The organism is Pseudomonadales bacterium, assembly GCA_024234435.1.
Lineage (GTDB): Bacteria > Pseudomonadota > Gammaproteobacteria > Pseudomonadales > Porticoccaceae > JACKOF01.
Genome location: JACKOF010000003.1, coordinates 43,575 through 66,717, shown reverse-complemented (window position 1 = coordinate 66,717; position 23,143 = coordinate 43,575). Strand labels below are relative to the sequence as shown.

Genomic DNA, 23,143 nt, shown 5'->3' with positions numbered 1-23,143 from the left:
TTATTTTTTTAAAGCCTTGATCAGAGGCAGCCAGTAGCTGAACCCAAAAATCAGGGTTTGAAAAAACGATAGCTGGTTGCTGATTTCCGGTGCAGCCTTGGCTTTAACGGCGATGTACTCACCGGTGTGGGCAGTCAGAACGAAGATACCGAAACCAATGCAGTAGGTTGAGTAAGGGTCCGGGATGATTGATACCAACCCCAGAATCATTGCGATCATTGCGGCGATACAGCCAAATTTTGTGAAAATAATAGTCGCTTGAAATGCCATCGTGTCTACTCTCTTTACTGTAATGATATTTTTATCAATTTTGGTGTCGAATCATGCCAGAGTCGGGATGCACTTTGAACTGTTTCGGGGCCAGTAAACCAGCGTTCCTCAAATTAAGACCGTTGATGATGCCTCAATAAGCTGCTATATACCTATCTGAAAGGATTTGTTGATATAAAAACGCAAACAACAGCAGGATGCATGCTCCCAATATTTGTACTCCTGATATTACCCGAAATCACTTTAGAATGGCTGGTTGCTCATGAAAATACAGCATTTCATTTTTACAACTTTAATATCGTTAATGGCTGTTCAAATAGGCGCGTCCGAAACAGGTGAAACCGTTGTTCTTAATGCAACGATTCGTGATTTTTGTGGTGTGGGTTTTGATAAAAATACCTGTCCAAAAGGCTATATTCCACACCTGGATTTTGAACGCGCGATCAGTCGAGATCGAGGCCTGGTTGATAAGATTCTAGGCGAAGATGGCACCCCTAAACCTGTCGCCCGGTTCCCGACGGCGACGGTTCACAGTGACTGGTCATATGGTTTGTGGTTTCACGATAAACCCGGATTTAACAAATCCAGAAGTATGTCGTTAACTCTTTTGGAGACAACTCCCGGCAGTGGTATCTATGCTTATGAAAATAATAATTTTTTTCCGATTGATGGCCAGTTGTTAGGTAATCAGGGGCGCGAGCATAATTATTCGTTCACCATGTCTATACATAACACCTTTATATATCAGCCCGGGCAGGTATTCGAATTTACGGGCGACGATGATCTCTGGGTGTTTATTGATAAGCGTTTAGTGATTGATTTGGGTGGGGTGCATGCAGCTGAGACCGCCTCGGTTAACCTGGATACGCTGGTTTTAACACCAGGTCAGAAATATGATTTTGATATGTTTTACGCTGAAAGGCATACATCGGAATCCAACCTCAAATTCCAGACATCCATGGTTTTTGAATTACCAATTGGTGGTGGTGTCATCAATACGGTTTTACAAGAAGTGATTTGCGAGAACCTGACTTCGGGACAAAAAGTGACGATTAAAGATGTGGGTGAAAAAAGCACCTGGGATTGCAGTAGCGCAGGGCTGCTTACACAAGCAGGTGATCGGGTGAAAGAAACTTTGACGGGAACTGTCAAGTAAACAGCTATTCATTGTCGAGGGCCATTCAGCAACAGGGCCGAGAAGGTTGCAAGCAACAGGCGCTTGTCGGCGACCAGTCCTCCTGATTTGTGGGCCTTGATGATCCCTGAAGATAAGAGGCAGAGGAATGTGATCAGCGGTTGCCTAAAACGAAAGTGCTACACGAGGAAGCGCGTTGGCTGTTTTATCGATCTTGCCTGCGCAGGCAATCAGTTGTTTTGATTCAACACCTTCTTTTACCAGTGTTTGTTTAACGATTTCACCGCGTTGCCGGGCCAGGGTCAGCGCCTGTTCCCGTGTTTGCGCTTCGTTTAATTGCTCTGGTTGAGGCTGGGCTTCTCGGCCCATGATGTCCGTAGTTACAGCATAACCGCAAATGGTCACTTTTAATGACGGGCGTTTTATGAGCAGGTTTTTCAGGGCATCGAGTTTTTCCTGTTCCGTGCTGCCAACTTCGGCAGATGCGGCTGCAAACAGTATGGGTTTTAACTTCAGGCTGTCGGCAAAATCGAGTGTTTTCGAAGCAGCGGATATCACAGCCAGAGGGCCAAGCTGGGTTATCAATACGCTCTTGGTCGCGTTTAACAGGGCTTTATTGACGATACTGCCGATCTTGAGTTGAGGGTTATCCATGTCACCTTTTAGAGGCAGTGTAAGGGTAATGGTTTCATCACTGTCCCTTAACAGGCTCAGTGCAGTATTCAGAGGCATGCCCAGCTCGTCCAGTATCGAGCTGTCTGTGGTGTGATATTCCCCTCCCAGATACAATTGGTGGGCTTCGATTCTTACAGAAGCGTTTATGTTATCGGCCTCAATCTGAGTGTCGATATCAAGATTCAGGGCACCGCTATCGATATGGCGGCCAAGATAACGTTTGGCATAGCCGCTAAAGGGCACCAAATCGAGTTGATCGACTTTTACGGTGCCTTTGGTGTTCAGGGTTCTTGATTTATCCGGTTCGTTACTGGCTGAAAAACGGCCATTGATATTCAGGGAGCCGTATTCTCCGAGCTTGGTTTGCAGTATCAAGTGGGTGCCGTGTTCTGGTTGATGCAAGTAGAAACGATCTGTAGTCAGGGTTAACTCGGAAAACCTAATGTCTGCGGCTGGCTCAGTGGAGCTTTCGGTAAGGTGGATGTTTTTTGAGTTCAGCGTTAAACCCGCTAACGACAGCTGATTGACACGATACTGTATTTCCTCAGTGGTAATGTCAGCATCAATAATGACTGACAAATATTCAGAAAGCGCGGGCAGCTTCACTTCAGACAGGGCTACGGATATGTTATTCAGGACGATGTCGGGGATGCTGTCATTAAGGCTAATATTCATATTCGTTTTAAGCCGGATATCGCCTTTGGCTTCTTTGATGGATGAGGGCAAGGTGATGTCTGCGGCGGCGGCCGTGGGCAGCCATCGTTCAATTTTGAAATCGTGCAGCGAAACGGCACCATTAATTTTGAATCTGTCACCGAGCGTTGCTACCTGAATCGCTAAATCCAGCTCCGCCTCATGCGCCATCAGCAGCAAATTTATCGGTGTGCCCTTGTGCAACTGGCGAGAATCAATCGCACCTGTATTCAACTCATCCAGATTCAGTGGTATCTGATGGCCGTTAAGGTCCAGTTGTGCCGCAATATTATTCAGTCTTGCGCGTTCAAGGCGCCACACCAGTGGTTTGTCGGTGCCCCCTTTTGTTGTTTCGCTTTGGGGCTGCGCTGATGTAAGAGAGAGCGGGTTGATTCCCGCCAGGTAAAACTTGCCGTCCTTTATGGCTATGGGGAGGCTGGCCTCATCCACGCGGAAATTTTCAATAGCCAATTCACCCGATAACAGTGAACGCATATCGACATCAATAACCACTTCGGCGATTTTTGCTTGCGGCTGCTTATTTTTCATCTGCCCCAATGCAATGTCATTAACCTCAACAACCCCTTTAAACCAATGGATATTCACCTCTTCAACAGTGAATAAAATATCCCGTTCTTCAGCCTTATTCTTTATCAATTCAGGTAAAACAGAAGGAAGCAGCAGAGCAGCAAGCGCCATTACAGCAAAAATAATGACGACAATGATACCGATACCAATGCTTACGCGTTTAAACAGTAAATTCACAAGACTTACCTTTTATGATGGCCTGCAGGGTTGAAGATATTGAGTAATATGAGCCTGTACAGATTTTAGTTTCGCCAGATTATCAGATCGGCCCTGAAGGACCACACGATTATAGGGTAATTAAAAATAATTCCTGTTACAGCTTTGATGCTTTTATACTGGCTCACTTATACGCTTCAGATTAATTATTCGGGAATTTACATTAATTTATGGATTATATTTGGATTGCAGTTGCCTTTGTCTTCGGGTTTTTCGCTAAACAGATAACGTTACCACCTCTCATCGGCTACCTGGCAGCTGGATTTGGTCTTCATGCTCTTGGCGTTCAGCCTGATGACTCACTCCAGACTTTGTCCGATCTTGGCATTACCTTATTGCTCTTCACCATTGGTCTGAAGCTGAATATCCGCAGTTTGTTCAAAACGGAAATATGGGCCGGTGCTTCCGGTCATATGGCTGCCATCGTGTTATTAACCACGGTTAACAGTCTTGTGTTTGGCTATTTAGGGTTCAAGTACTTTGTTGACCTGAACTGGCAATCTGCGGCTTTAATCGGTTTTGCTGTGAGTTTCAGTAGTACTGTCTGCGCGATAAAAATTCTTGAAGAACGGGGTGAGTTGCGTGCGCGCCATGGACAAGTAGCCATTGGTATTCTTGTGATTCAGGATATTGCTGCAGTTATCTTTGTCACACTCGCTTCAGGCAAAGCACCATCAGCGTGGGCGCTTGTTTTGCTCGCTTTACCACTGTTGCGCCCGGTACTCGACAGAGTACTTATTCACTGCGGTCACGGTGAAATACTGACGTTGGCAGGCTTTTTCCTGGCTCTTTCATTTGGAGAGTTGTTTGAATTAGTCGGTTTAAAGGCACACTTGGGGGCGTTGGTGATCGGTGTGCTATTGAGCGGACACGAGAAAGCTGTAGAACTGTCAAAGTCTCTGCTCAGTTTTAAAGATATTTTCCTGATCGGCTTTTTCCTTTCCATTGGGTTTACGGCACTGCCAACGGTCGACATGCTCGGCGTCGCTTTGATTATGGCAATAGCGTTACCCATTAAGGCCGGTATGTTCTTTGTCTGGACAACGCGCCTGAAACTGCGAAGCCGCACCGCATTCCTGAGTGCTGTGAGCCTTGCAAATTACAGTGAATTCGGCCTGATCGTGTGCTCGGTCAGTGTCGGATACGGCCTGTTAGCCAAGGAGTGGCTGGTTATCATGGCGCTTGCTGTTTCCCTGTCGTTTGTATTTTCCGGCATTATTAATGCCAATGCCCACAGATTATACTCACGTCTGAACAGCTACATTAAGCATTTTGAACACCCTGAACGTTTGCCTGAAGACCCTTTTCCGGATGTTGGCAACGCCAGTGTTCTGGTCGTGGGTATGGGGCGTGTGGGCTCAGGTGCTTATGATGCCCTTCATGGGCATCTGCAAAAGAATGTATGTGGCATTGATGTTGACAAAGAGCGAATAGAGGAGCAGCGACAGGCTGGCCGTCGTGTCATTGTGGGCGATGCAGAAGACCCTGATTTCTGGGCAAGTATTAATCTCGAATCTATACGGTTGATTATCTTTTCAATGCCAAATTACCTTGATAGCATCGAGGCGGCAAAGCTGCTCCGTCAGGTTGGCTATCAGGGAAAAACGGCCAGCATAGCCAAGTATAAAGACCAAAAGGCCTTGCTGTTAGAAGCCGGTATTGATGAGGTGTTTAATTACTTCTCTGAAGTAGGTGCCGGACTTGCCGAGCAAAGTATCCACCTTGTTAACAGTTAAAATCAGCCAGATGTACCAGATGCCACCAGAGGCAATAGTGCCCTAAGTCACCCGTTGCCCGGGTTCCGCACCACTATCGGGCGACAACAGATAAATACCTTCGTCATCACCTGCCGCCAGTACCATACCTTCGGACATGCCAAAGCGCATTTTTCGCGGCGCGAGGTTGGCGACCATAACGGTCAGTCGTCCTTCCAGGTCTTCCGGTTGATAGCTGGATTTGATCCCCGAGAAGACATTGCGGGTTTCACCGCCAAGATCCAGAGTGAGTTGCAGCAGTTTGTCGGCACCATCCACATGGGCGGCGCTAATGATTTTGGCAACGCGTAAATCCACTTTGATAAAGTCGTCGAAGCCGATTTCATCAGCAATAGGTTCATCTGCCAGTGGTCCGCTGGCGGGTGCTGAGGCAGACTGAGTGCTGGCCGCTGTTTCTTCTTTTGACGCTTCTATCATGGCGGCTACCTTGTCCGGTTCGATACGCTGCATTAGCGGTTTGAAATTCTCAATTTTATGGTTCAACAGAGGCTGTAGCGGTGCAGTCCAGTCAAGGCTGTCATTCAGAAACAGTTCGGCTTTCTCTGTCATGGCCGGGAGTACGGGCTTCAGGAAGCGAATCAGTGCGCGGAACATGTTGATGCCCAGAGAGCAAACGTCAATCACTTCCGTTTGCTTGCCTTCTTCTTTGGCCAGTTTCCAGGGTTCTTTGGCGGCGATGTATTCGTTTGCGGCATCGGCCAACGCCATAATCTCCCGCATGGCTTTGGCAAATTCCAGATTTTCATAATGGTCTGCAATGCTTTGCTCTGCATCGATAAACCGTTGCCAGAGTTCAGGTTCGGCAATTTGTTCTGCCAGCATGCCGTCATTGAGTTTCTTTACAAACCCGGCACAGCGGCTGGCGATGTTGACTACTTTTCCCACCAGGTCGGAATTTACTTTTTGAATAAAGTCTTCCAGGTTCAGATCGATATCTTCAACCGTTCTGGAAAGCTTTGAGGCGTAGTAATACCGTAAATACTCTGGTTCCAGGTGATCGAGATACGTGCGGGTGTTGATAAAGGTGCCGCGGGATTTTGACATTTTTTTGCCGTTTACCGTGACAAAACCGTGTACGCATACTTTGGTTGGGGTGCGGAAATCCGCGCTTTCCAGCATGGCAGGCCAGAACAGGGCATGGAAATTAACAATGTCCTTGCCGATAAAGTGATACACCTCGGCGGTGCTGTCTTTGCTCCAGTAACTGTCGAAATCAACGCCTTCACGGTCGCAAAAGTTTTTAAAGCTGGCCATGTAGCCAATGGGTGCGTCGAGCCACACGTAGAAATATTTGCCCGGGGCATCGGGAATTTCAAAGCCGAAGTAGGGCGCGTCGCGGCTGATGTCCCATTCCTGCAAGCCGGTATCTAGCCATTCACTGAGTTTGTTCGCTATTTCGGGTTGTATATGGCCAGCGCGGGTCCAGGTTTTTAAAAAGTCGGTGAATTCCGGCAACTTGAAAAAGTAATGGGTCGATTCTTTTTCGACAGGCGTCGCACCGGAAATAGCTGAAACCGGGTTGATCAGATCGGTGGGCGAGTAGGTGGCACCGCAGGCTTCGCAGTTGTCGCCGTATTGATCTTCAGCTTTACATTTAGGACAGGTGCCTTTGATGTAGCGATCTGCCAGGAACAGATTTTTTTCAGGGTCATAGGCCTGGGTAATTTCTCGTTTTGCAATGTGATCATTGGCGACCAGTTTGTTGTAGATTAGCGCGGAGAGCTCGCGGTTCTCCTCGGAATGAGTGGAGTGATAGTTGTCCACACTGATCATGAAATCGCGAAAATCGTCCTCGTGGATCGTTTTCATGGCGGCAATATGTTCTTCCGGGCTGATGCCTTTTTCGTCCGCGCGCAGCATAATAGCTGTGCCGTGAGCATCGTCGGCGCTCATGTAGTAACATTCGTTGCCGCGCATTCTCTGAAAGCGCACCCAGATATCGGTTTGGGTGTATTCCAGCATATGGCCAAGGTGCAGAGCGGCATTGGCATAGGGGAGTGCGTTGGTAACAAGAATTTTGCGCGTTTCGGACATATTGAATAAGGCTCGGTTTGGGCTTGCGATGGGCTGTACGGTTTCGAGTAGCCTGTTCGATTTTTGTGTAAAAAAGTTCAGGTGGTAAGGGGCGCAACTATATAGGTTTTCCCTTTTTATTTCATTAGTTCACAGGGTTATAGAATGTCAGAGTCTCAAATGATTAACACATTGGCCAATGTTAAACATATTGTTGCGGTCGCCTCGGGTAAAGGTGGTGTCGGCAAATCAACAACGGCCATAAACCTGGCGCTGGCGCTGGCCAAAACCGGTGCAGCTGTGGGTATTCTCGATGCAGATATTTATGGCCCCAGCGTGCAGATGATGCTGGGGGTTGCCCCCGATACCAAGCCACAAGTTGAGAATGGCAGTTATTTTCGACCTATTGAAGCGCACGGTTTGAAATCCATGTCGATGGGCTATCTTGCCAGCGATCAAACGCCGATGGTTTGGCGAGGCCCCATGGCAGGCAGCGCTTTGGTGCAAATGTTAACGCAAACCCTGTGGGGCGAATTGGACTATCTGGTGGTGGATATGCCGCCAGGTACCGGCGATATTCAACTGAGCTTGTCGCAAAAAGCGAACCTTTCCGGTGCTGTCATTGTTACCACTCCGCAGGATATCGCGCTGCTGGATGCCCGTAAGGGGATTGAGATGTTTGCCAAGGTGAATGTTCCCATCATTGGCATTGTGGAGAATATGGCGACCCATACGTGCAGTAGCTGTGGTCATGAAGAGCATGTGTTTGGCGAGGGTGGTGGTGATAAGGTGGCAAAAGAGTACAAAACCACCTTGCTGGGTTCCCTGCCCTTAAAACGCGCCATTCGCGAGCAGGTGGGTAGTGGTTCACCGTCGGTTGTTGCCGACCCGGACTCCGCAGAAAGCCAGCGTTATTTGGAAATTGCCCAACGGGTGGCAGCGGTGTTGGAGCACGCTGGTGGCAATCAGATGCCACAGATAGAAATTAGCTAGGGCCTGAATTAGTCATCCTGTGTTTGATCGAGCACAGGATGATCGCGGTGCTTAACTAATCACCGGTTGTTCGGCGTTGCGGTGTCTTGCGCCGACGAATATCGAAAGGGCGCGCTATGGCTGTTCTTGTTGCTCAAGTTCAACCTGATGAATCATTTCGGCGCATTGTCCCATGAGCTTGTTGAGTAATAGCGGCAAAGCGTTCAGATCGATACCGTCGATCAGGTTTTTGATTTCCAGCCCCAGTTCGGTATCGCCCTCAATCCGCAAACGACGCTGAAAAAACAGCGTGTCGGGGTCGGCTTTACGCGCGGCGATAAGCACCAGATCGTTGAGGTTTGCCGAAAACCGCACATCGCTGCCGCAGCGTTGTTTTCGAATCATCAGCTTGTTTCTCACGTTGGTGAAATACCACCTTTGGCCCATATCCCGAACCTCCAGCTCCAGCCAGTATCCTTCAAGAAACTCAAAATCCCCGTCAGCCAGGGCTTCGGCAAACAGCGTGTGTAGTACATGGTCGAGTACGGCTTTGTGCGCAGTGAATGGCACTAGTTTGGCTGGCAGGCTGAACATGCGGGCGGCGTTGTTGACCAACGGACGGGCTAACACCATTGGTAAGGTTGTCGGTAGATTGATTGGCAGGGGCATAACGGTTTTATTTCACCAGAAAACAGGTTGGGTACAGGGTTGGGTGTCAGTATATCGACTTAAAAGTAATTGGAATTAACACAGGTCAAGGAGCCTCGATATAGTTGCCGCTTACAATGCCGAATCGCGGATTTTATTAAGACGTATTTTCATGGAACTCCTTTGTCCGGCAGGTAATCTTCCTGCCTTGCAGGTCGCCATCGATAGTGGTGCCGACGCCGTTTATCTCGGCATGAAAGATGACACCAATGCCCGCCATTTTCCCGGCTTGAACTTCAGCAGTCGAAAGTTGGAGAAAGCTGTGCAGTACGCCCATGATCGCGGTAAAAAAATTCATCTGGCGGTAAATACCTTCGCTCACCCCGGTGGTTGGAACCGATGGAAAAGTGCTATTGATACAGCGGCGGGTTGCGGTGTGGATGCGCTGATTATCTCTGACATAGCGGTGCTTGATTACGCCGCGAACCGATACCCGGATATCGAACGCCATGTGTCGGTACAAGCCTCGACGACCAACCTCAAAGCCATTGAATTTTTCAGTAGTAACTTTGCCGTTCAACGCGTGGTATTGCCACGCGTGCTTTCCATGAAACAGGTGAAATATCTGGCGAAAAATACCGACGTAGATCTGGAGGTTTTCGCTTTTGGCAGTTTGTGCATTATGGCAGAAGGCCGTTGTTATCTCTCATCCTATATGACCGGCGAATCGCCAAATACCGTGGGTGCCTGTTCGCCAGCCCAGTTTGTGCGCTGGGAGGAAACCGAGCGTGGTTTGGAATCGCGATTAAACGATGTGTTGATTGACTGTTACAGCAAAGATGAGAAGGCGGGATACCCAACCTTGTGCAAGGGGCGGTTTGAGGTGGATGGGCAGACCTATCATGCCTTGGAGGAACCAACCAGCTTAAATACGCTGGAGTTGATTCCCGAGCTGGCAGAATGTGGCGTGGTGTCAGTGAAAATCGAAGGGCGGCAGCGCTCGCCAGCGTACGTCGAGCAGGTTGCCAAAACCTGGCGTGCGGCGCTGGATGCGTACCGCTCAAACCCTGGCAGTTTCGCGACCAGGGATTCATGGATGACCACATTGGGCAACCTTTCCGAAGGCAGTCAGACAACACTGGGTGCCTATCATCGACAGTGGCAATAACCTGTCACTATCGAGCTTTCGTATTATCGCACTAGAGACTCAACCATGATGAAGTTTTCCCTTGGCCCTAACCTTTACTTCTGGCCCCGCCACCAGATTGAAGATTTTTACAATCAGGCCAAAAACGCCAGTGCCGATATTGTTTATTTGGGCGAAACGGTGTGCTCAAAAAGACGCGAGATCAGCCTTGATCAATGGCTTGAATTGGGAAGGGAATTGTCATCCGCGGGCAAACAGGTGGTGCTGTCTACGTTGACACTGCTGGAGGCCGCTTCGGAGCTGTCGCAACTGAAACGCTACTGCGATAACGGCGAGTTTATGATTGAAGCCAATGATCTGGGTGCGGTGCAGTTAATGAGCGAACGAAAACTGCCGTTTGTGGTGGGCCCAGCAATCAATTGTTACAACGTGCAAACGCTAAATATTCTGTTGCGTCAGGGAATGCAACGCTGGGTAATGCCTGTGGAGCTGTCAGGTGATTGGCTGAAGCGCTTGCTCGGTGAATGCGAAGATCAGGGCATTCGCGATCAGTTTGAAGTAGAAGTCTTTGCCTATGGCCATTTGCCGTTGGCTTATTCTGCCCGCTGCTTTACCGCGAGATCCGAAAACCGCCCAAAAGATCAGTGCGAGCTTTGCTGTATCAATTATCCGCAGGGCCGCACAGTAAAAAGTCAGGAAGGGCAAAAGGTGTTTGTGCTGAACGGTATTCAGACCCAGTCAGGCTATTGTTATAACCTGATTAACGAAGTACTGAAAATGCAGGGGTTGGTGAATGTCATCAGAATCAGTCCGGAATCTGTTGAAACACTTGAAGTGGTTGAAAAATTCAGAGCTGCGCTGACAACAGCGCCTGAAGTGGCACTGGACCCGGATCTGGAATGCAATGGATTTTGGAACCGCATTGAAGGTATGGCTATCGCTGATTCCGGGCATAAGCATGCCACGCAAGGCGAGATTTGATTAATTGTCGATGACGGTGTGTCTGAACCCTTTTTCCCGCTTGTGCAACAGGGTATGATTCCGCTCTTTCCGAGATAACAACTTGAGGTTAGCGAGCAGATGTCTATCAAATCCGATAAGTGGATTACCCGTATGTCGCAAGAGCACGGCATGATTGAGCCCTTTCAGGGCAGTCAGGTTCGCCAGCCTGACCCCAATGGTCAAAAAGTGATTTCCTACGGTGTTTCCAGTTACGGCTACGATGTACGTTGTGCTGATGAATTCAAAATTTTCACCAATATCCACTCCAAAACAGTTGATCCCAAAAATTTTGACAACGATGCTTTTGTTGATGTGAAAGGGGAATACTGCATTATTCCACCAAACTCTTTTGCACTGGCTCGCACCGTTGAGTACTTCCGGATTCCTCGCAGTGTTTTGACCATTTGCCTGGGTAAATCAACTTATGCCCGTTGCGGCATTATTGTTAACGTGACGCCGCTTGAACCCGAGTGGGAAGGGCATGTAACGCTGGAATTTTCCAATACGACTAACCTGCCAGCAAAAATCTATGCCAACGAAGGGGTGGCACAGATGCTGTTTTTTGAATCAGACGAAGTTTGCGAGATTTCCTATGCTGATCGAGGCGGGAAGTATCAGGGGCAAACGGGGGTTACTTTGCCTCAGGCCTGAATGATCGCGGCACTACCTGCGCATTACGGTGTTGTGCCCGTCATTGTTCGCTCCTCGCCTGGCTTATTGCTGTCTTATTGATAGGTCTCGGACTCTCATTCCAGATGCGTCTTGCGCCGTATCGAGTTATTGCACTATGGAATCGTCGCACTGATTGATAAAATCCTAGGCATTTTAAACCGGCTCTATATCGATCCCAGCCGGGTGACCGCTGCCCAGAGAATAAAACCGAATACGCTGATAGAAAGAAGCGCGAAGACCAGTTTTGACAAAGTGCTCTTCGCGTATTTCAGCGTCACCATACCCAGACCAATATACACCAGCAGCGCGACTACCTTGGCCGTCAACCAGTGATTCACAAAAGGGTATTGCCCGACAGCGATCATTAGATAAATGGCCGCCGACAGCAGCAGCGTGTCGTTGAGATGTGGCAACACTTTCAACCAGCGATTTTGCAGTAAAGGTGCTCCCATTATCGAGAGTGCGGCCCTGAAAACGAACAGGTTGATGCTGATCAGCGCGAAGCCGATATGGGCGTATTTGATAGTGAGATACATATTGTTTGCTGCCCTGGATAAATGAAATGCAGTTTACCGAACCTGTTCGTGGGCGAAAACCGTTGATTCAGGCGTGCTCTAAACGGTGGTAGACAGTCGAGCCTCCTTCCTTACCTGCTGCAGCCAAAGTAGATGGGGCGGCTCTTGCCATGAAAAAAGATATCGCGTTTAATCCAGTAAAGCCAAGAATCAAGCATGCCGCGGCTGTCGTGCAGTGCCAGTAAGACCCTCTAATTCAACCAGGGAAAGGGTTAATCAGCCATCGTTAAAGTCTGTATTTAAAAAATACCGTATCAGCACGCGTGCACCATTGTTTTTCCAAAAAAACAGGGAAGAGATATGAAAGGCCAGCTTAACAAAAACAAGCATATAGCCTACTTGTAAAAACGATTAATAATCAATTGGTTAAGTTGAAAATATGGGCCGCTCTAATATATTGCACGGGCCGCCCGGCAATCATTATTATGAGGCCGAAGGTCTCATTAACGGACTATTCATTGCTGCCAGGCAAAGGCACACAAATTTTTTAGCTGTATTCCAATGATCACCGTGAAAAAAACGGACAACCTAATACAGAAATAACCTACACAACAATAGGATAAGGATGATAGATAAGGAATACTTTTTCAGCTACCGTGACCCGCTGGCGCGGCAAAGATTTCCTGACTATCACTACCCCTTTGTCCGTTACAGCTGCAAGGTCAGTGTTCTTTACTACTGCTGCGAACGAGCTTAATAAGAACGAGATTGGAGTAAAGAAAATTATGGATGCCCACCCACCTTGCAATGAACAAGTCGCTGCAGACGGACATCGCAATCGCTTCGCTCAAGGCGATGCCGCTGAGCTAAATCGTTACGAATACGGAGCTAATTGAGAAAAATGGAGTTATGGATTTCCGTCAACTCAGCCATTATTGCCCTTTCAGCTTTGGGAGTGAGCATTTGGCAAGGGTACTTGCAAAGAAAGCACAACAAATTAAGTGTTTTGCCACACGTAACTGTGGAATTTGATACCCGGATAAACTCAGATATAGCTGTTTTAATTAAATCAGTGGGACTGGGTCCGGCCAAATTTCTAAATTATAAATGGGTAGTCAACGATAAAGAGTTTTATGTTCGAACCAAAAAAGACTATTGGGACCTTTTGAATGGATTAGGACTAGAAAACGAACGGGTAGAATTTTACTGCCCCCAATTGGAGTCGTTTCTTGCTCCAGGTTTTCAAGGGTTTTTGGTCAGATTTCCCGATAGCACTTCAAAGCCGCAGCATAATAAAATTGTGGCTGCGCTTTCGAAATCTAGGATTTATATCCTTTATGAGTCTATGTATGGGGACAAGGTTTATGATTGCCACGCTCAGGAAAATTCGTAAGAAAGCCATCAATTTGATGGCGCAGAAGACGCGCCACAAATTATGGCGACGCTAGGTTGAAAGTAGAGAGCGAGATAACTTTATGGCAATAAGTGAATTTGAAGAAAAAAGATGTGAGCGTGAAGTAAAGAAATTTATGGAAGCTAAGCGGCCTCCACCTCACGTAAGGAATCAGCTTGATTTTGGTTATCGTATCGAAAATCAGAGTGTCGAGATGTTCGAAATAAGGCCGGAATGGGGTAATCCAGAAAAAATAATGCAAATCCCGTTTGCCAAAGCCACTTATGTGAAAAAAGCAAAGATATGGAAGATTTACTGGCAGCGGCAAGATTTAAAATGGCATTCCTATCAGCCGGTTCCTGAAGTAGAGTTCTTAGAAGATTTTTTGGCTGTTGTGAGTGAGGACAAGCATGGGTGCTTCTTCGGATAGCAATCACATAACAAGCAACCACGATAGCCAGCAAAGCTGGCCGGGCCACCTCTCCGTTCCGGGTCGTATTTGCGGCGTCAGCTGAATACCCTCTGTTAATTGGGTGGATGTCCTTTCCGTCGACTTTTGCTATCGGTGTTAGAGATAAAAATTATGAGATGATTTTTATTTGTCAGATTGCTTGTTGTTCGAACAGGCTGCACGATGAGCTGGAAATCAGCCCTTTCAGGGCGTGATACTGACGCTGAATAAAAGGAGGTTTTGTGCCAAAAACGGCAATAACAGATGAGGAGATATTAAGCTGCTTTGATGTGATGGCGGAGCTTCGCCCACACCTTAAACGCGAAGAATTCCTGCGACAGGTTAGAGATATGGAAGCGGATGGCTATCAACTGGCTTATCTTAAAGGTGACGGGGCAGTTGTCGCTGTAGCCGGATATCGGGTTTCTTCAAATTTGTTTATGGGTAAGCATCTTTACGTAGATGATTTGGTCACTTCAAGTACCGTGCGTTCAAAAGGGTATGGAGAAGTAATGATGGCTTGGTTGCGAGACCAGGCTGTCAATGCAGCGTGCCATTACCTCCATCTGGATTCGGGTACGCATAGAGATCAGGCCCATAAATTTTATTTTAGGCAAGGCCTTACTATTGCTAGCTATCATTTCAGTGAAAAACTAAATGTTTTATAACAACGTGCAGCCATTTGTTTTGGGCTTATGGCCGTCCACTGAACCCTGTGGTCTGGCTGCGCGTGGCGTTAGGTACATGAGACAGTTTGGATGAGGCGTGGGGTGTGGGCGCAGTGGGCAAGCGCTTTAAAGAAAAATACTTACGCGCTTTATCTGGCGTCACGTCATCCAAAGGTATCAGCGTTGGCAAAAATCATGATTGTTATGGTGCTGGCGTACGCTTTAAGCCCCATCGACTTGATTCCAGATTTTATTCCGGTAATTGGGTATCTGGATGATATTCTATTGCTGCCAATAGGCATTTGGCTGGCAATAAGGCTTATCCCTCAAAATATTTGGCTGGAGTGCCAGAAGGCAGCACAGGAGCAAACCAGAGAGTTGCCGAAAAACCGGCTAGCCGCTGCCATTATTATCATTATTTGGCTTTTATTAGTGGTTGGCTTTATGGTTTGGCTGCTGCCGCTAATGGCTGGTGTCAACGGTACCTGGTAAACACAATCAGGGGAACGACTGTGGAGCCAGGATCTTGTTTTACCTGCGTTGTCGTCTGCTATTAGAGTGTTATGGCTCCACAGGAGCAGTATATTGAAATAGAGGCAAGCACTTTTATCAGGCCTGGCGGGAATCCTGGTGTTACTAGGTGTTCCAGCTTCCCGTCAGTGACTGTAAAGATTATCTTGCTCACTTCGTTGCTGTTGAAAAACAAGAATACGATTATCAGTTTAGGGCTTGTCCGTTCTTTTGCCATGAGGCATGCCCATACAGGGTAAGACATTGCTGGCCAGTCAATATTTTGAGCGACTTGGTTTTTCTGCCTGCAGTGGGATGATGTTCCGAGCGCGATATAAGGCATCCAGGCAGTTTAATGAGCCGTGTCCACCCACAGCCGTGGTTAGGGTGCTTGATTTATAAATGAATAGGGTCGAATCAGAGTCGCCGGTTTCCCGCTTTGAATTCAGGTAGACGTGTCAGCTACGGTCAAAGCGGTAGAAGAGGTTGGGTTCACTGATAATGAACAGGCTGCCCTGGTTATCGAGTGTAATTCCTTCCGGTTGGGGAATGTTTTCTGTCAGGCCTGAAGAATTTTTGTTGAGGGATATTTCTTCAATTAGATTACCGGTAGTGTCCACTTCATATACGCGTCTGGACTCTTCGCTCAATAATAGCAGGCTGTTTTTCTGGTTGTTAAAGTGCAGACCGGCAAAATCCCGACCATTGATTGCGCTGTCTTCCAGACGCCAGGGTTCGGAGACAGACAATTGCAAACTGTTGTCTATGAAACCGTCAATTTGCAGCAGCTGCCTGGGGGTTTTTTCGTTGACAATATAGAGGCGGTTGTTGACGCGATCTGCAGCAAGGCCTTCCAGCCCTTTGTTATTTCCGATTCCGGCAGGAGGAAGTGACAGACTTCTTTGGCTGTGGCGATCAATGGTGGAGGTGTCATCGTTAATGTTGATTAATACTACCGTGTTGCGGCGTTCTTCAATAATGGCAAACTGCTGATTGCCTAAATAAACGACGCCTTCAGTATCGTGAAAACCGACCAGAGCAATCTGGCGAAAAACATTGCCGTTGCGATCCAGCTCCAGTAATTTTTCGGGTGAGTTAATGACAACGAACAGCGTTTCGGTATCGGGGTTAAACGTGATGCCGGAAGCATTTTTGTCCACACCCTGGATATGAACGGGGTGTGTAGCCAGATGGTAGTTGTTGGTTATCCGGTTGCTATATCCGCCGGGCATTTGCAGGCTAATCTGGACGAAACCGAATGCGGCGCCGGGAATGAGCAGTGATAACCAGAGTTTCCCTTTTATTTTTGTTTGCCGAATACCTGAGGGGGTGTGTGCAAGCGTGATACCGAGGTGGTTGATCAGGCTGACTGCCAGAAGGAAGGTTGAACCCATGTTTATCACCACGGTTGTAACGATGGTGACAGGTTAAGCGTTGGTTATGAAATGGCTGTGTCAGAGGTATGACAGCAGGAAGACAGAGGTTCTGATCGTTCTGTCTTCCTGCTTGGTCAAGCCGCATTCATGAAACAGGTTGTGAGCAGGGTTTGTTTACTGGTCAGATTTTTGCCCGAGTGCGCCGCCTTTGCTTAATATCTGTGCGCGCAGTTCCTGTACTGCCTGTTGTATCTTTCGGGTGTTTTCTGGCCCCATACGAATCAGCAGTTTCTGTATAGGTGGCAATGACTCCAGTGTCGGATCAACAAAGGTGTAGGTGACGGATGTCAGTTTCAGTTGAGCCGGAGCATCCAGTTTTGGTGCTGCAAGAATCTGATCCATCGCGTTGATGACCACTTCGTCGAAAGTGCGATCGGGCACACCCAGCTCGCCGTATGCGGTTTCCATGAGTGGGTGGAGCAAGCGGTAGGTGTCAATCAGCCGGGCTTTATCAGCACTGGTAATCACATTCACCAGATATTCGTAACGCTGGTAGTTATCTTTGCTGATCCAGTACTGCGGTTCTGTCTTATCGCCAGCTTTAATTGCTGTTTTATCTGCACGGAACTGCCCTTTGGGGCCAGGAACTTTTAACAGTTTGCCGAGAATAACACCTTCCCCAAGTCCATTAGCAACAGTAACAGCGCGGCGAATAATATGTTCAATACCCAGCCAGGGTAACAGCTGGTGTGAAGGGTTAAGCTGGGTTATCTGTTCCTGTGCCAGAGCATCGCTGTCATCGAGGGAAGGCAGTACGATGGCTGGTGCAGCTGGTGGAGTTTCCTCAGGGGCCTGTTCGGGTATTTCGGGCTCTGGCGGCAGATGGCTGAGAACCTCATCGTACCAGCCTTCCTTCAACTGACTTTCCGGTACGTCTTCGGGCTCCTCATCGGGTTTCATGAAAGCGAAAATTACCGTGCCGATTAGCGCTACAACGATCAGGGAGGCAATCACCAGACTGCCTTTGCGAGCCTGTTTTTCAGGTTCAGCCATGTTTTTATCGAAGTTGTTCATATACAGGTACCTGTTTAGAAGCAAAGAGTAGTTTATTGCAGCAGTTGCGACTGTTATGGGTTGAACTGGCAGTGAGTACCATCGCAAAGTGGCTGGTTTGGCGTCTGTTTGCAAGTACAGAAAGCGACTTTACCGTTTTTTTCTGCCACCCACTCAAGAGGAGAAAAGTGGCTTCCTTTATGAGAACCATCACAAAAGGGTTGTTTTTTACTTTGCCCGCAGCTGCACCACCAGTAGGATTTATTTGCTTTGACTTCAACCTCAATGGGCTCTCGACCGGCGAGGCAGGGTTGTGGTCTGGTGTCTTCGGTGTCTGCAATTGACTGATCAGTAAACTCGGTCATAACTTTCCCCCATTACTGGTTGTTTGTCTTACCGGTGATTTGTCTTGCGAGTGATTTATTTTACGGCTATTTTTTCATAATTCATTGATTTAGATAATTTATTTAGGTGTTCTGTCAGTGAAATACCCTGGCTGTTACCGTCTTTAATCGATATTTCATATTCTTCTCCATCTTTCTCTCGTTGCCACAGTTTGACCAGTAAATAATCCAGGTCAGGAGCAAACCAGAGAGCAGTTTGTCGGTCATCGTCTTCCCGAATCCGGTCAACGCGAATGGCCCTCACTGCTCCCAGTGGGGTTTCCAGGATTTCCTCACCGGCTTTTTCAAAGAGATAGGTTTTGAGTCGTCCCCGGCTGATAACCTGATATTCGAGTTGTTTGGCACCACTGGCAAGATCACGGCGCAGTTGTACCTGATAGCTCAACCGATTCAGGTAATCTCTCTCGAGTGAAACTTGGCGCGTTTTCTTGTCGCTGGTGTAGGTGGCCGTATTGTTGGCGTGATCATACACAAGATCTTCGGTTTTCTTTTTGCCAAAAACACTGCGTTTGTATTGGTAACCGTAGTTGCGGATACTGCCATTTTTATCAATGCCGAAGGTGCCTTGCTCGCGAATGCTGGCCAGAAAGTTGCTCGCAGTGGTCGCCAGTTCCCACGAGCCGTCAGGCCGTTGTTGCAGCTGCCTGTCGGCATCAATTGGCATGCCGTTATAGGAAGCGCGGTAGATCAGCTGATAAGGCGTTAGTTGGAAGTCTGAGGCGGGGGAGTGGAGACTGATCAGGCATGAAACAGCCAATAGCAGGAGATGAGAAAACCAGCGCGACATACTCTTTCCCTTGGGTGTGCGTGATAAAGTATTTGATGGGTTCAGTCTGTTGGTCACAGCCGGACCTCGTCTTATTATAAATCAGATGTCGGGTTCTTGGACGAATCTTTGGCGGGATCGTTCAATCGCTAAAGCAGATGATGTTCGTGTCGATTTACGCCTGTCCGACTCTGTTTGGGGACGGATTAAGCATAGCTGCAACCATTGGTGGGTAGCCTTTTTCCATCCAGCGTGACGCCTGACGTTGTTAATTCGAGACGACCCTGGCAGAACCACTCGGCCGCCATGGGATAGATCTTGTGCTCTTCCAGCAGTACTCTGGCGGCGAGACTATCGACGTTATCACCCGGTATTACAGGTACGCGCGCTTGCACGATAATGGGGCCGCCGTCGAGTTCCGGCGTGACAAAATGTACGGTGGTTCCGGCTTCCTTATCGCCAGCCTCAATAGCCCGCTGATGGGTGTTGAGGCCTTGATATTTGGGCAACAAAGAGGGGTGTATGTTGAGCATTTTGCCCAGAAAGCGATTGACGAACCCCGGCGTCAAAATACGCATAAACCCTGCAAGAATGACCAGGTCAGGCTGGTAACGCTCAATGCAATCGGCGAGCTGTGCATCGAAACTTTCACGGCTTTCGTATGCGCGATGATCAATAACCTCGGTGGGAATGCCTGCGCTATTGGCGCGCTGCAGGCCTTTGACGCCGTTCTTATTGCTGATAACGGCAGAAATTTCAGCATGTAGCGAGCCGTTTGCTATAGCATCAATAAATGCCTGCAGATTAGTGCCACTACCAGAAATAAGAACCACGATGCGAGGTTTATCCTGTAGTGAAGTCGCTGTCTTCATGGTGCTTTACAAACCTTGCAGAATAACCTGTTCTTCATCAGGTTTTGCGTGCTCAATAGAGCCGATAATAAAGGCTTTTTCACCTGTCAGTTTGAATACTTCCAGGGCCGTTTCTGCGACATTGGCAGGTACGCAGACAATCATGCCTACGCCGCAGTTAAACGTACGGTACATTTCTGTGGCATCTACATTGCCCTTTTCCTGCAACCAGTTAAATACGTCAGGTTGCTGCCAGGACGTGACATCGATAACCGCTTTGGCATTTTCGGGCAGAACACGGGGAATATTCTCCAGTAGGCCTCCGCCAGTAATATGAGCAATGGCGTGAACTGGCACGTGGGCGTGACCGATCAGCGCTTGCAGGGACTTTACGTAAATCCGGGTTGGTGCCAGCAAAGCTTCTGCCAAGGAAGTATCGCCGAGTTTTTCGCTGTGAATATCTGTGCCTGAAATTTCAATGATTTTACGTATCAGTGAATAACCGTTCGAGTGAGGGCCGCTTGAGCCAAGACCTATCAGGGTATCGCCCACATGAACAGCACTGCCGTCAATCAATTCGGATTTTTCCACGATTCCTACGCAGAATCCGGCCAGATCATAGTCGTCGCCTTCGTACATGCCAGGCATTTCAGCGGTTTCGCCGCCTACCAGCGAGCAGCCAGACAACTGGCACCCAGCGCCAATGCCTTCAACGACGGCCGCAGCCATATCGACATTGAGCTTGCCGGTTGCATAATAGTCGAGGAAAAACAGTGGTTCGGCACCGCAGACAATAAGATCATTAACACACATGGCGACGAGATCAATGCCAATGGTGTTGTGTATACCCAGTTCCATCGCCAGTCGCAACTTGGTGCCAACACCATCGGTACCCGATACCAATACGGGCTCTTTATAGCCGGTGGGCAAGTTAAACAGAGCGCCAAAGCCACCCAGTCCTGCCATCACTTCAGGGCGGCGAGTTTTAGCGGCTACGTTTTTTATACGGTCAACAAGGGCGTTACCCGCGTCAATATCAACACCTGCGTCTTTATAGCTTAAGGAAGCAGCAGGTGAAGATTTTCGAGAAGGGGCATTTGCTGTATTTGAAGGAGAGTTGTCAGACATATCAAGGTCAAAGTTGGCAGTTAATGTAAGGTCGGCTATTGATGCGCCGGGAAAGGCGCGTATTCTAGCCCGACTGATCGACAAAAGCACACAATCTCCCACTATTTTGAAAGCTGCTGTTACAATCCGCCTATGATTCCTGATAAATTATTTTCCATGACAAAACTTTTATTCAGCAGACTGTCACAAGTGGCTGTGTTGTTGATTTTCATGATCCCGATGATGGGCTATAGCGTGCAGGTTGAGGATATTTATCTTGCACAGGTGCCTGTGTCTGACCAAAGCGAGGCGGCTCGAGACATGGCCGTGAAAGAAGGCTTATCGCAAGTGCTGGTCAAAGTTTCAGGCAGCAGCCTTGTTTTACAACAGGCCGGGGTTCAGAAAGCCCTTGCCAGGGCCCGGCGCTATGTTTCCGAAGTAGGGTACAGCAAAATTGTGGTGCCGGGTTCTGACCAGCCGGTGTCTGCGTTATCGGTCCGATATGCGCAGCCACAGGTAGACAGGTTGCTGAGGCGAGAGCAACTGCAGGTATGGCCTGCTTCGCGGCCGGAGCTGCTGGTCTGGCTGGTGATTGATACTGCTGATGCAGGCAAACACTTTCTTGAGGCAGAACAATACCCTGAAATGGCCCGGAATCTGGAGTTCCATATGGCGCGCCGCAGTGCGCCACTCCGATGGCCACTGCTGGACTTGCAGGACCGGCTGGCAGTGCCGGTGGATCAGGCATGGCAATTCAATGACGAAGTATTAAAGAGCGCTGCCGCGCGCTACGAATCGGAAAACTGGTTGGTTATCCGGCTCTATCAGACATCGCAGGGTGAGTGGCGTGGCACAAGCTGGCTAAACAGTATGGGCAAGACACGGCTACAAGGCTTTGCCGAACCGGAAGTAGAGGCGCTGATCGCCAGAGCAGTTGATCACGCGGTGGATAATATGGCAGCCAATTACGCATTCATTCCCCAGCTTCGTGACGAGCCGGTAGTGTTGTTGCTGGAAAATATTGTGTCATTTAACGACTTCAACAATGTCAGGGCCTATCTTGAGGCGCTCGAGGTGGTGCGAGAAGTGAAGATCCAGTCTGTTGAGAGTGACCGCCTGTCATTACAGTTACTGGTTGACGGAGACGTGCAATTACTACTCGATACACTGCTGCGCGACCCCCGGTTTTCAGAGGTCGAGTCCTACGGTGTGACAGCTGTTAACCAGTATCGGTTTCGCTGGAGTTCAAGGTAATGGCTAATGGTCTGTCTGGCGCTGAACCTCAGCAGTTAAGCCTGCCTGTGCGTCTTAATGATCAGGCGACGTTTGATAATTTTTGTTGTGTCGAGAGTCATCTCCACCAGCAGATTATTGAGTTGCTTAAAGGTGGCAACGTGCCACTGAGTGAGCGTTCTGTTTTATTGTGGGGTAAACCGGGAAGCGGTGTTTCCCATCTGTTGCAGGCAGCCTGTCAGCATGCCAGAAGCCGGGAGCGCCAGGCTCAATATCTTCCTCTCAGAGACCTGCTGGAGTTCCCGCCGCAGCCATTGTTTGACAACCTGGAACAACTGGACCTGATTTGTCTTGACGACATACAGAGTCTGGCGGGTGACACTCAGTGGCAGCAGGCAGTATTTGATCTTTATAACCGGGTTCGCGACAGTGGCGGTCAATTACTGATGGGTGCCGAAAATCCGCCGAATCATCTGGGGCTGACACTTGCCGATCTGGAGTCGCGTTTGGGCTGGGGGCCGGTCTTCCAGCTACCCGAACTGGATGATGATCAGAAAGCCATCGTCATCCAGTTCCGGGCTGCGCGCCGAGGTATGGAGTTTGCCGATGAGCCAGTCAGATATTTAATCACACATTCTGGCAGGGGTATGAGCGAACTGATGAGTAAGCTCGATACATTGGAACAGTTGGCCATACATGAAAAGCGCAAGCTGACAATACCGTTTTTAAAGAAGACGTTTGGGTGGTGAAAGAGAGCGTGTTTACTTAGCATTTTTACTCCGCGTCTGAATGTCGTCTTATATTTTTCAATTTGCGATTCATCGTCGAGAGCGTGCGTCATGGCATCAACGTCTGCATCCATAGTCCCTATGTAAGACTCTAATGGTTCAAGTGACACCACATCAATTAAAAATATTCGTTTAGATTCTTGCCGTTTCTGTCTATGTGCGCAGTCATTCACTGCCAACTGAACACTACCCATAATTTTAGTGGTTGCTATTGGCTATCTG

General features: G+C 48.4%; 23 protein-coding genes. 12 read left to right on the top strand and 11 right to left on the bottom strand.

Annotated features, from left to right (window positions below; genetic code table 11):
• On the bottom strand, positions 1-270 hold the full coding sequence (locus H7A02_12860) for a hypothetical protein (GenBank protein ID MCP5173148.1): 270 nt from the start codon (positions 268-270) through the stop codon (positions 1-3).
• Positions 271-649: 379 nt separating this feature from the next.
• On the opposite strand from H7A02_12860, the gene H7A02_12855 reads away from it, so the two are divergent.
• A complete protein-coding gene (locus tag H7A02_12855; protein MCP5173147.1) occupies positions 650-1,426 on the top strand; it encodes a fibro-slime domain-containing protein in 777 nt (258 codons plus the stop codon).
• 144 nt (positions 1,427-1,570) lie between these two features.
• Here H7A02_12855 and H7A02_12850 read toward each other — a convergent pair whose 3' ends face one another.
• On the bottom strand, positions 1,571-3,538 hold the full coding sequence (locus H7A02_12850; GenBank protein ID MCP5173146.1) for a DUF748 domain-containing protein: 1,968 nt from the start codon (positions 3,536-3,538) through the stop codon (positions 1,571-1,573).
• Positions 3,539-3,747: 209 nt separating this feature from the next.
• Between H7A02_12850 and H7A02_12845 the strand changes: the two genes are divergently transcribed.
• Positions 3,748-5,313, top strand: a complete 1,566-nt coding sequence (locus H7A02_12845; GenBank protein MCP5173145.1) for a cation:proton antiporter — start codon at positions 3,748-3,750, stop codon at positions 5,311-5,313.
• Between the two features lie 42 nt (positions 5,314-5,355).
• On the opposite strand, the gene metG is transcribed toward H7A02_12845, so the two are convergent.
• Entirely contained in the window at positions 5,356-7,386 is a 2,031-nt protein-coding gene (gene metG / locus H7A02_12840; protein ID MCP5173144.1) for a methionine--tRNA ligase, read from the bottom strand.
• A gap of 144 nt (positions 7,387-7,530) precedes the next feature.
• Here metG and apbC point away from each other — a divergent pair, with 144 nt between their 5' ends.
• Positions 7,531-8,358: an iron-sulfur cluster carrier protein ApbC gene (apbC, locus tag H7A02_12835; GenBank protein ID MCP5173143.1), complete on the top strand. Its 828-nt coding sequence runs from the start codon at positions 7,531-7,533 to the stop codon at positions 8,356-8,358.
• Between the two features lie 114 nt (positions 8,359-8,472).
• Here apbC and H7A02_12830 read toward each other — a convergent pair whose 3' ends face one another.
• On the bottom strand, positions 8,473-8,970 hold the full coding sequence (locus H7A02_12830; GenBank protein ID MCP5173142.1) for an SCP2 sterol-binding domain-containing protein: 498 nt from the start codon (positions 8,968-8,970) through the stop codon (positions 8,473-8,475).
• Positions 8,971-9,157: 187 nt separating this feature from the next.
• Here H7A02_12830 and H7A02_12825 point away from each other — a divergent pair, with 187 nt between their 5' ends.
• The 3 genes from H7A02_12825 (at position 9,158) to H7A02_12815 (ending at position 11,785) form a co-directional block, all read left to right on the top strand.
• Positions 9,158-10,153: a U32 family peptidase gene (locus H7A02_12825; GenBank protein ID MCP5173141.1), complete on the top strand. Its 996-nt coding sequence runs from the start codon at positions 9,158-9,160 to the stop codon at positions 10,151-10,153.
• A 48-nt stretch (positions 10,154-10,201) separates the two neighbouring features.
• Positions 10,202-11,113: a U32 family peptidase gene (locus H7A02_12820; GenBank protein MCP5173140.1), complete on the top strand. Its 912-nt coding sequence runs from the start codon at positions 10,202-10,204 to the stop codon at positions 11,111-11,113.
• Between the two features lie 99 nt (positions 11,114-11,212).
• Entirely contained in the window at positions 11,213-11,785 is a 573-nt protein-coding gene (locus H7A02_12815) for a dCTP deaminase (GenBank protein ID MCP5173139.1), read from the top strand.
• 185 nt (positions 11,786-11,970) lie between these two features.
• Here H7A02_12815 and H7A02_12810 read toward each other — a convergent pair whose 3' ends face one another.
• Positions 11,971-12,342: a SirB2 family protein gene (locus tag H7A02_12810; GenBank protein ID MCP5173138.1), complete on the bottom strand. Its 372-nt coding sequence runs from the start codon at positions 12,340-12,342 to the stop codon at positions 11,971-11,973.
• Positions 12,343-13,222: 880 nt separating this feature from the next.
• On the opposite strand from H7A02_12810, the gene H7A02_12805 reads away from it, so the two are divergent.
• The 4 genes from H7A02_12805 to H7A02_12790 all read left to right on the top strand — a co-directional run bounded on the left by H7A02_12805 (position 13,223) and on the right by H7A02_12790 (position 15,325).
• The gene (locus H7A02_12805) at positions 13,223-13,714 is read left to right on the top strand and encodes a hypothetical protein (GenBank protein MCP5173137.1); all 492 of its coding nucleotides are present in this window, start codon (positions 13,223-13,225) and stop codon (positions 13,712-13,714) included.
• Positions 13,715-13,796: 82 nt separating this feature from the next.
• On the top strand, positions 13,797-14,144 hold the full coding sequence (locus H7A02_12800) for a DUF3024 domain-containing protein (GenBank protein ID MCP5173136.1): 348 nt from the start codon (positions 13,797-13,799) through the stop codon (positions 14,142-14,144).
• Positions 14,145-14,458: 314 nt separating this feature from the next.
• Positions 14,459-14,833: a GNAT family N-acetyltransferase gene (locus tag H7A02_12795; protein MCP5173135.1), complete on the top strand. Its 375-nt coding sequence runs from the start codon at positions 14,459-14,461 to the stop codon at positions 14,831-14,833.
• Between the two features lie 90 nt (positions 14,834-14,923).
• Positions 14,924-15,325 (top strand): DUF1232 domain-containing protein, encoded by a 402-nt coding sequence (locus tag H7A02_12790; GenBank protein ID MCP5173134.1) that lies wholly within the window; start codon positions 14,924-14,926, stop codon positions 15,323-15,325.
• A 476-nt stretch (positions 15,326-15,801) separates the two neighbouring features.
• On the opposite strand, the gene H7A02_12785 is transcribed toward H7A02_12790, so the two are convergent.
• The 6 genes from H7A02_12785 to purM form a co-directional block, all read right to left on the bottom strand.
• Positions 15,802-16,737, bottom strand: a complete 936-nt coding sequence (locus H7A02_12785) for an SdiA-regulated domain-containing protein (GenBank protein MCP5173133.1) — start codon at positions 16,735-16,737, stop codon at positions 15,802-15,804.
• 156 nt (positions 16,738-16,893) lie between these two features.
• The gene (locus H7A02_12780; protein ID MCP5173132.1) at positions 16,894-17,793 is read right to left on the bottom strand and encodes a DUF3014 domain-containing protein; all 900 of its coding nucleotides are present in this window, start codon (positions 17,791-17,793) and stop codon (positions 16,894-16,896) included.
• Between the two features lie 53 nt (positions 17,794-17,846).
• Positions 17,847-18,137, bottom strand: a complete 291-nt coding sequence (locus H7A02_12775; protein MCP5173131.1) for a CDGSH iron-sulfur domain-containing protein — start codon at positions 18,135-18,137, stop codon at positions 17,847-17,849.
• 55 nt (positions 18,138-18,192) lie between these two features.
• Entirely contained in the window at positions 18,193-18,963 is a 771-nt protein-coding gene (locus H7A02_12770; protein MCP5173130.1) for a DUF3108 domain-containing protein, read from the bottom strand.
• Between the two features lie 185 nt (positions 18,964-19,148).
• Positions 19,149-19,814, bottom strand: coding sequence for a phosphoribosylglycinamide formyltransferase (gene purN, locus H7A02_12765; GenBank protein MCP5173129.1), 666 nt, complete (start codon positions 19,812-19,814; stop codon positions 19,149-19,151).
• Positions 19,815-19,820: 6 nt separating this feature from the next.
• Positions 19,821-20,921: a phosphoribosylformylglycinamidine cyclo-ligase gene (gene purM, locus H7A02_12760; GenBank protein ID MCP5173128.1), complete on the bottom strand. Its 1,101-nt coding sequence runs from the start codon at positions 20,919-20,921 to the stop codon at positions 19,821-19,823.
• A 156-nt stretch (positions 20,922-21,077) separates the two neighbouring features.
• On the opposite strand from purM, the gene H7A02_12755 reads away from it, so the two are divergent.
• Together H7A02_12755 and hda are read left to right on the top strand one after the other, a co-directional pair.
• On the top strand, positions 21,078-22,154 hold the full coding sequence (locus H7A02_12755) for a DUF2066 domain-containing protein (GenBank protein MCP5173127.1): 1,077 nt from the start codon (positions 21,078-21,080) through the stop codon (positions 22,152-22,154).
• Positions 22,154-22,882 carry a DnaA regulatory inactivator Hda gene (gene hda, locus H7A02_12750; GenBank protein ID MCP5173126.1) on the top strand — a complete coding sequence of 243 codons (729 nt, stop codon included), beginning with the start codon at positions 22,154-22,156 and terminating at the stop codon, positions 22,880-22,882. The genes H7A02_12755 and hda overlap by 1 nt, the downstream gene beginning before the upstream one ends.
• Positions 22,883-23,143: the final 261 nt, after the last annotated feature.

Bases quoted from the DNA above. Each gene is read 5' to 3' on its own strand.
- H7A02_12860 (MCP5173148.1), bottom strand. From the start codon at position 270: ATGGCATTTCAAGCGACTATTATTTTCACAAAATTTGGCTGTATCGCC.
- H7A02_12845 (MCP5173145.1), top strand. From the start codon at position 3,748: ATGGATTATATTTGGATTGCAGTTGCCTTTGTCTTCGGGTTTTTCGCT.
- metG (MCP5173144.1), bottom strand. From the start codon at position 7,386: ATGTCCGAAACGCGCAAAATTCTTGTTACCAACGCACTCCCCTATGCC.
- apbC (MCP5173143.1), top strand. From the start codon at position 7,531: ATGTCAGAGTCTCAAATGATTAACACATTGGCCAATGTTAAACATATT.
- H7A02_12830 (MCP5173142.1), bottom strand. From the start codon at position 8,970: ATGGTGTTAGCCCGTCCGTTGGTCAACAACGCCGCCCGCATGTTCAGC.
- H7A02_12825 (MCP5173141.1), top strand. From the start codon at position 9,158: ATGGAACTCCTTTGTCCGGCAGGTAATCTTCCTGCCTTGCAGGTCGCC.
- H7A02_12820 (MCP5173140.1), top strand. From the start codon at position 10,202: ATGAAGTTTTCCCTTGGCCCTAACCTTTACTTCTGGCCCCGCCACCAG.
- H7A02_12815 (MCP5173139.1), top strand. From the start codon at position 11,213: ATGTCTATCAAATCCGATAAGTGGATTACCCGTATGTCGCAAGAGCAC.
- H7A02_12810 (MCP5173138.1), bottom strand. From the start codon at position 12,342: ATGTATCTCACTATCAAATACGCCCATATCGGCTTCGCGCTGATCAGC.
- H7A02_12805 (MCP5173137.1), top strand. From the start codon at position 13,223: ATGGAGTTATGGATTTCCGTCAACTCAGCCATTATTGCCCTTTCAGCT.
- H7A02_12800 (MCP5173136.1), top strand. From the start codon at position 13,797: ATGGCAATAAGTGAATTTGAAGAAAAAAGATGTGAGCGTGAAGTAAAG.
- H7A02_12795 (MCP5173135.1), top strand. From the start codon at position 14,459: ATGGCGGAGCTTCGCCCACACCTTAAACGCGAAGAATTCCTGCGACAG.
- H7A02_12790 (MCP5173134.1), top strand. From the start codon at position 14,924: ATGAGGCGTGGGGTGTGGGCGCAGTGGGCAAGCGCTTTAAAGAAAAAT.
- H7A02_12785 (MCP5173133.1), bottom strand. From the start codon at position 16,737: ATGGGTTCAACCTTCCTTCTGGCAGTCAGCCTGATCAACCACCTCGGT.
- H7A02_12780 (MCP5173132.1), bottom strand. From the start codon at position 17,793: ATGAACAACTTCGATAAAAACATGGCTGAACCTGAAAAACAGGCTCGC.
- H7A02_12775 (MCP5173131.1), bottom strand. From the start codon at position 18,137: ATGACCGAGTTTACTGATCAGTCAATTGCAGACACCGAAGACACCAGA.
- H7A02_12770 (MCP5173130.1), bottom strand. From the start codon at position 18,963: ATGTCGCGCTGGTTTTCTCATCTCCTGCTATTGGCTGTTTCATGCCTG.
- purN (MCP5173129.1), bottom strand. From the start codon at position 19,814: ATGAAGACAGCGACTTCACTACAGGATAAACCTCGCATCGTGGTTCTT.
- purM (MCP5173128.1), bottom strand. From the start codon at position 20,921: ATGTCTGACAACTCTCCTTCAAATACAGCAAATGCCCCTTCTCGAAAA.
- H7A02_12755 (MCP5173127.1), top strand. From the start codon at position 21,078: ATGACAAAACTTTTATTCAGCAGACTGTCACAAGTGGCTGTGTTGTTG.
- hda (MCP5173126.1), top strand. From the start codon at position 22,154: ATGGCTAATGGTCTGTCTGGCGCTGAACCTCAGCAGTTAAGCCTGCCT.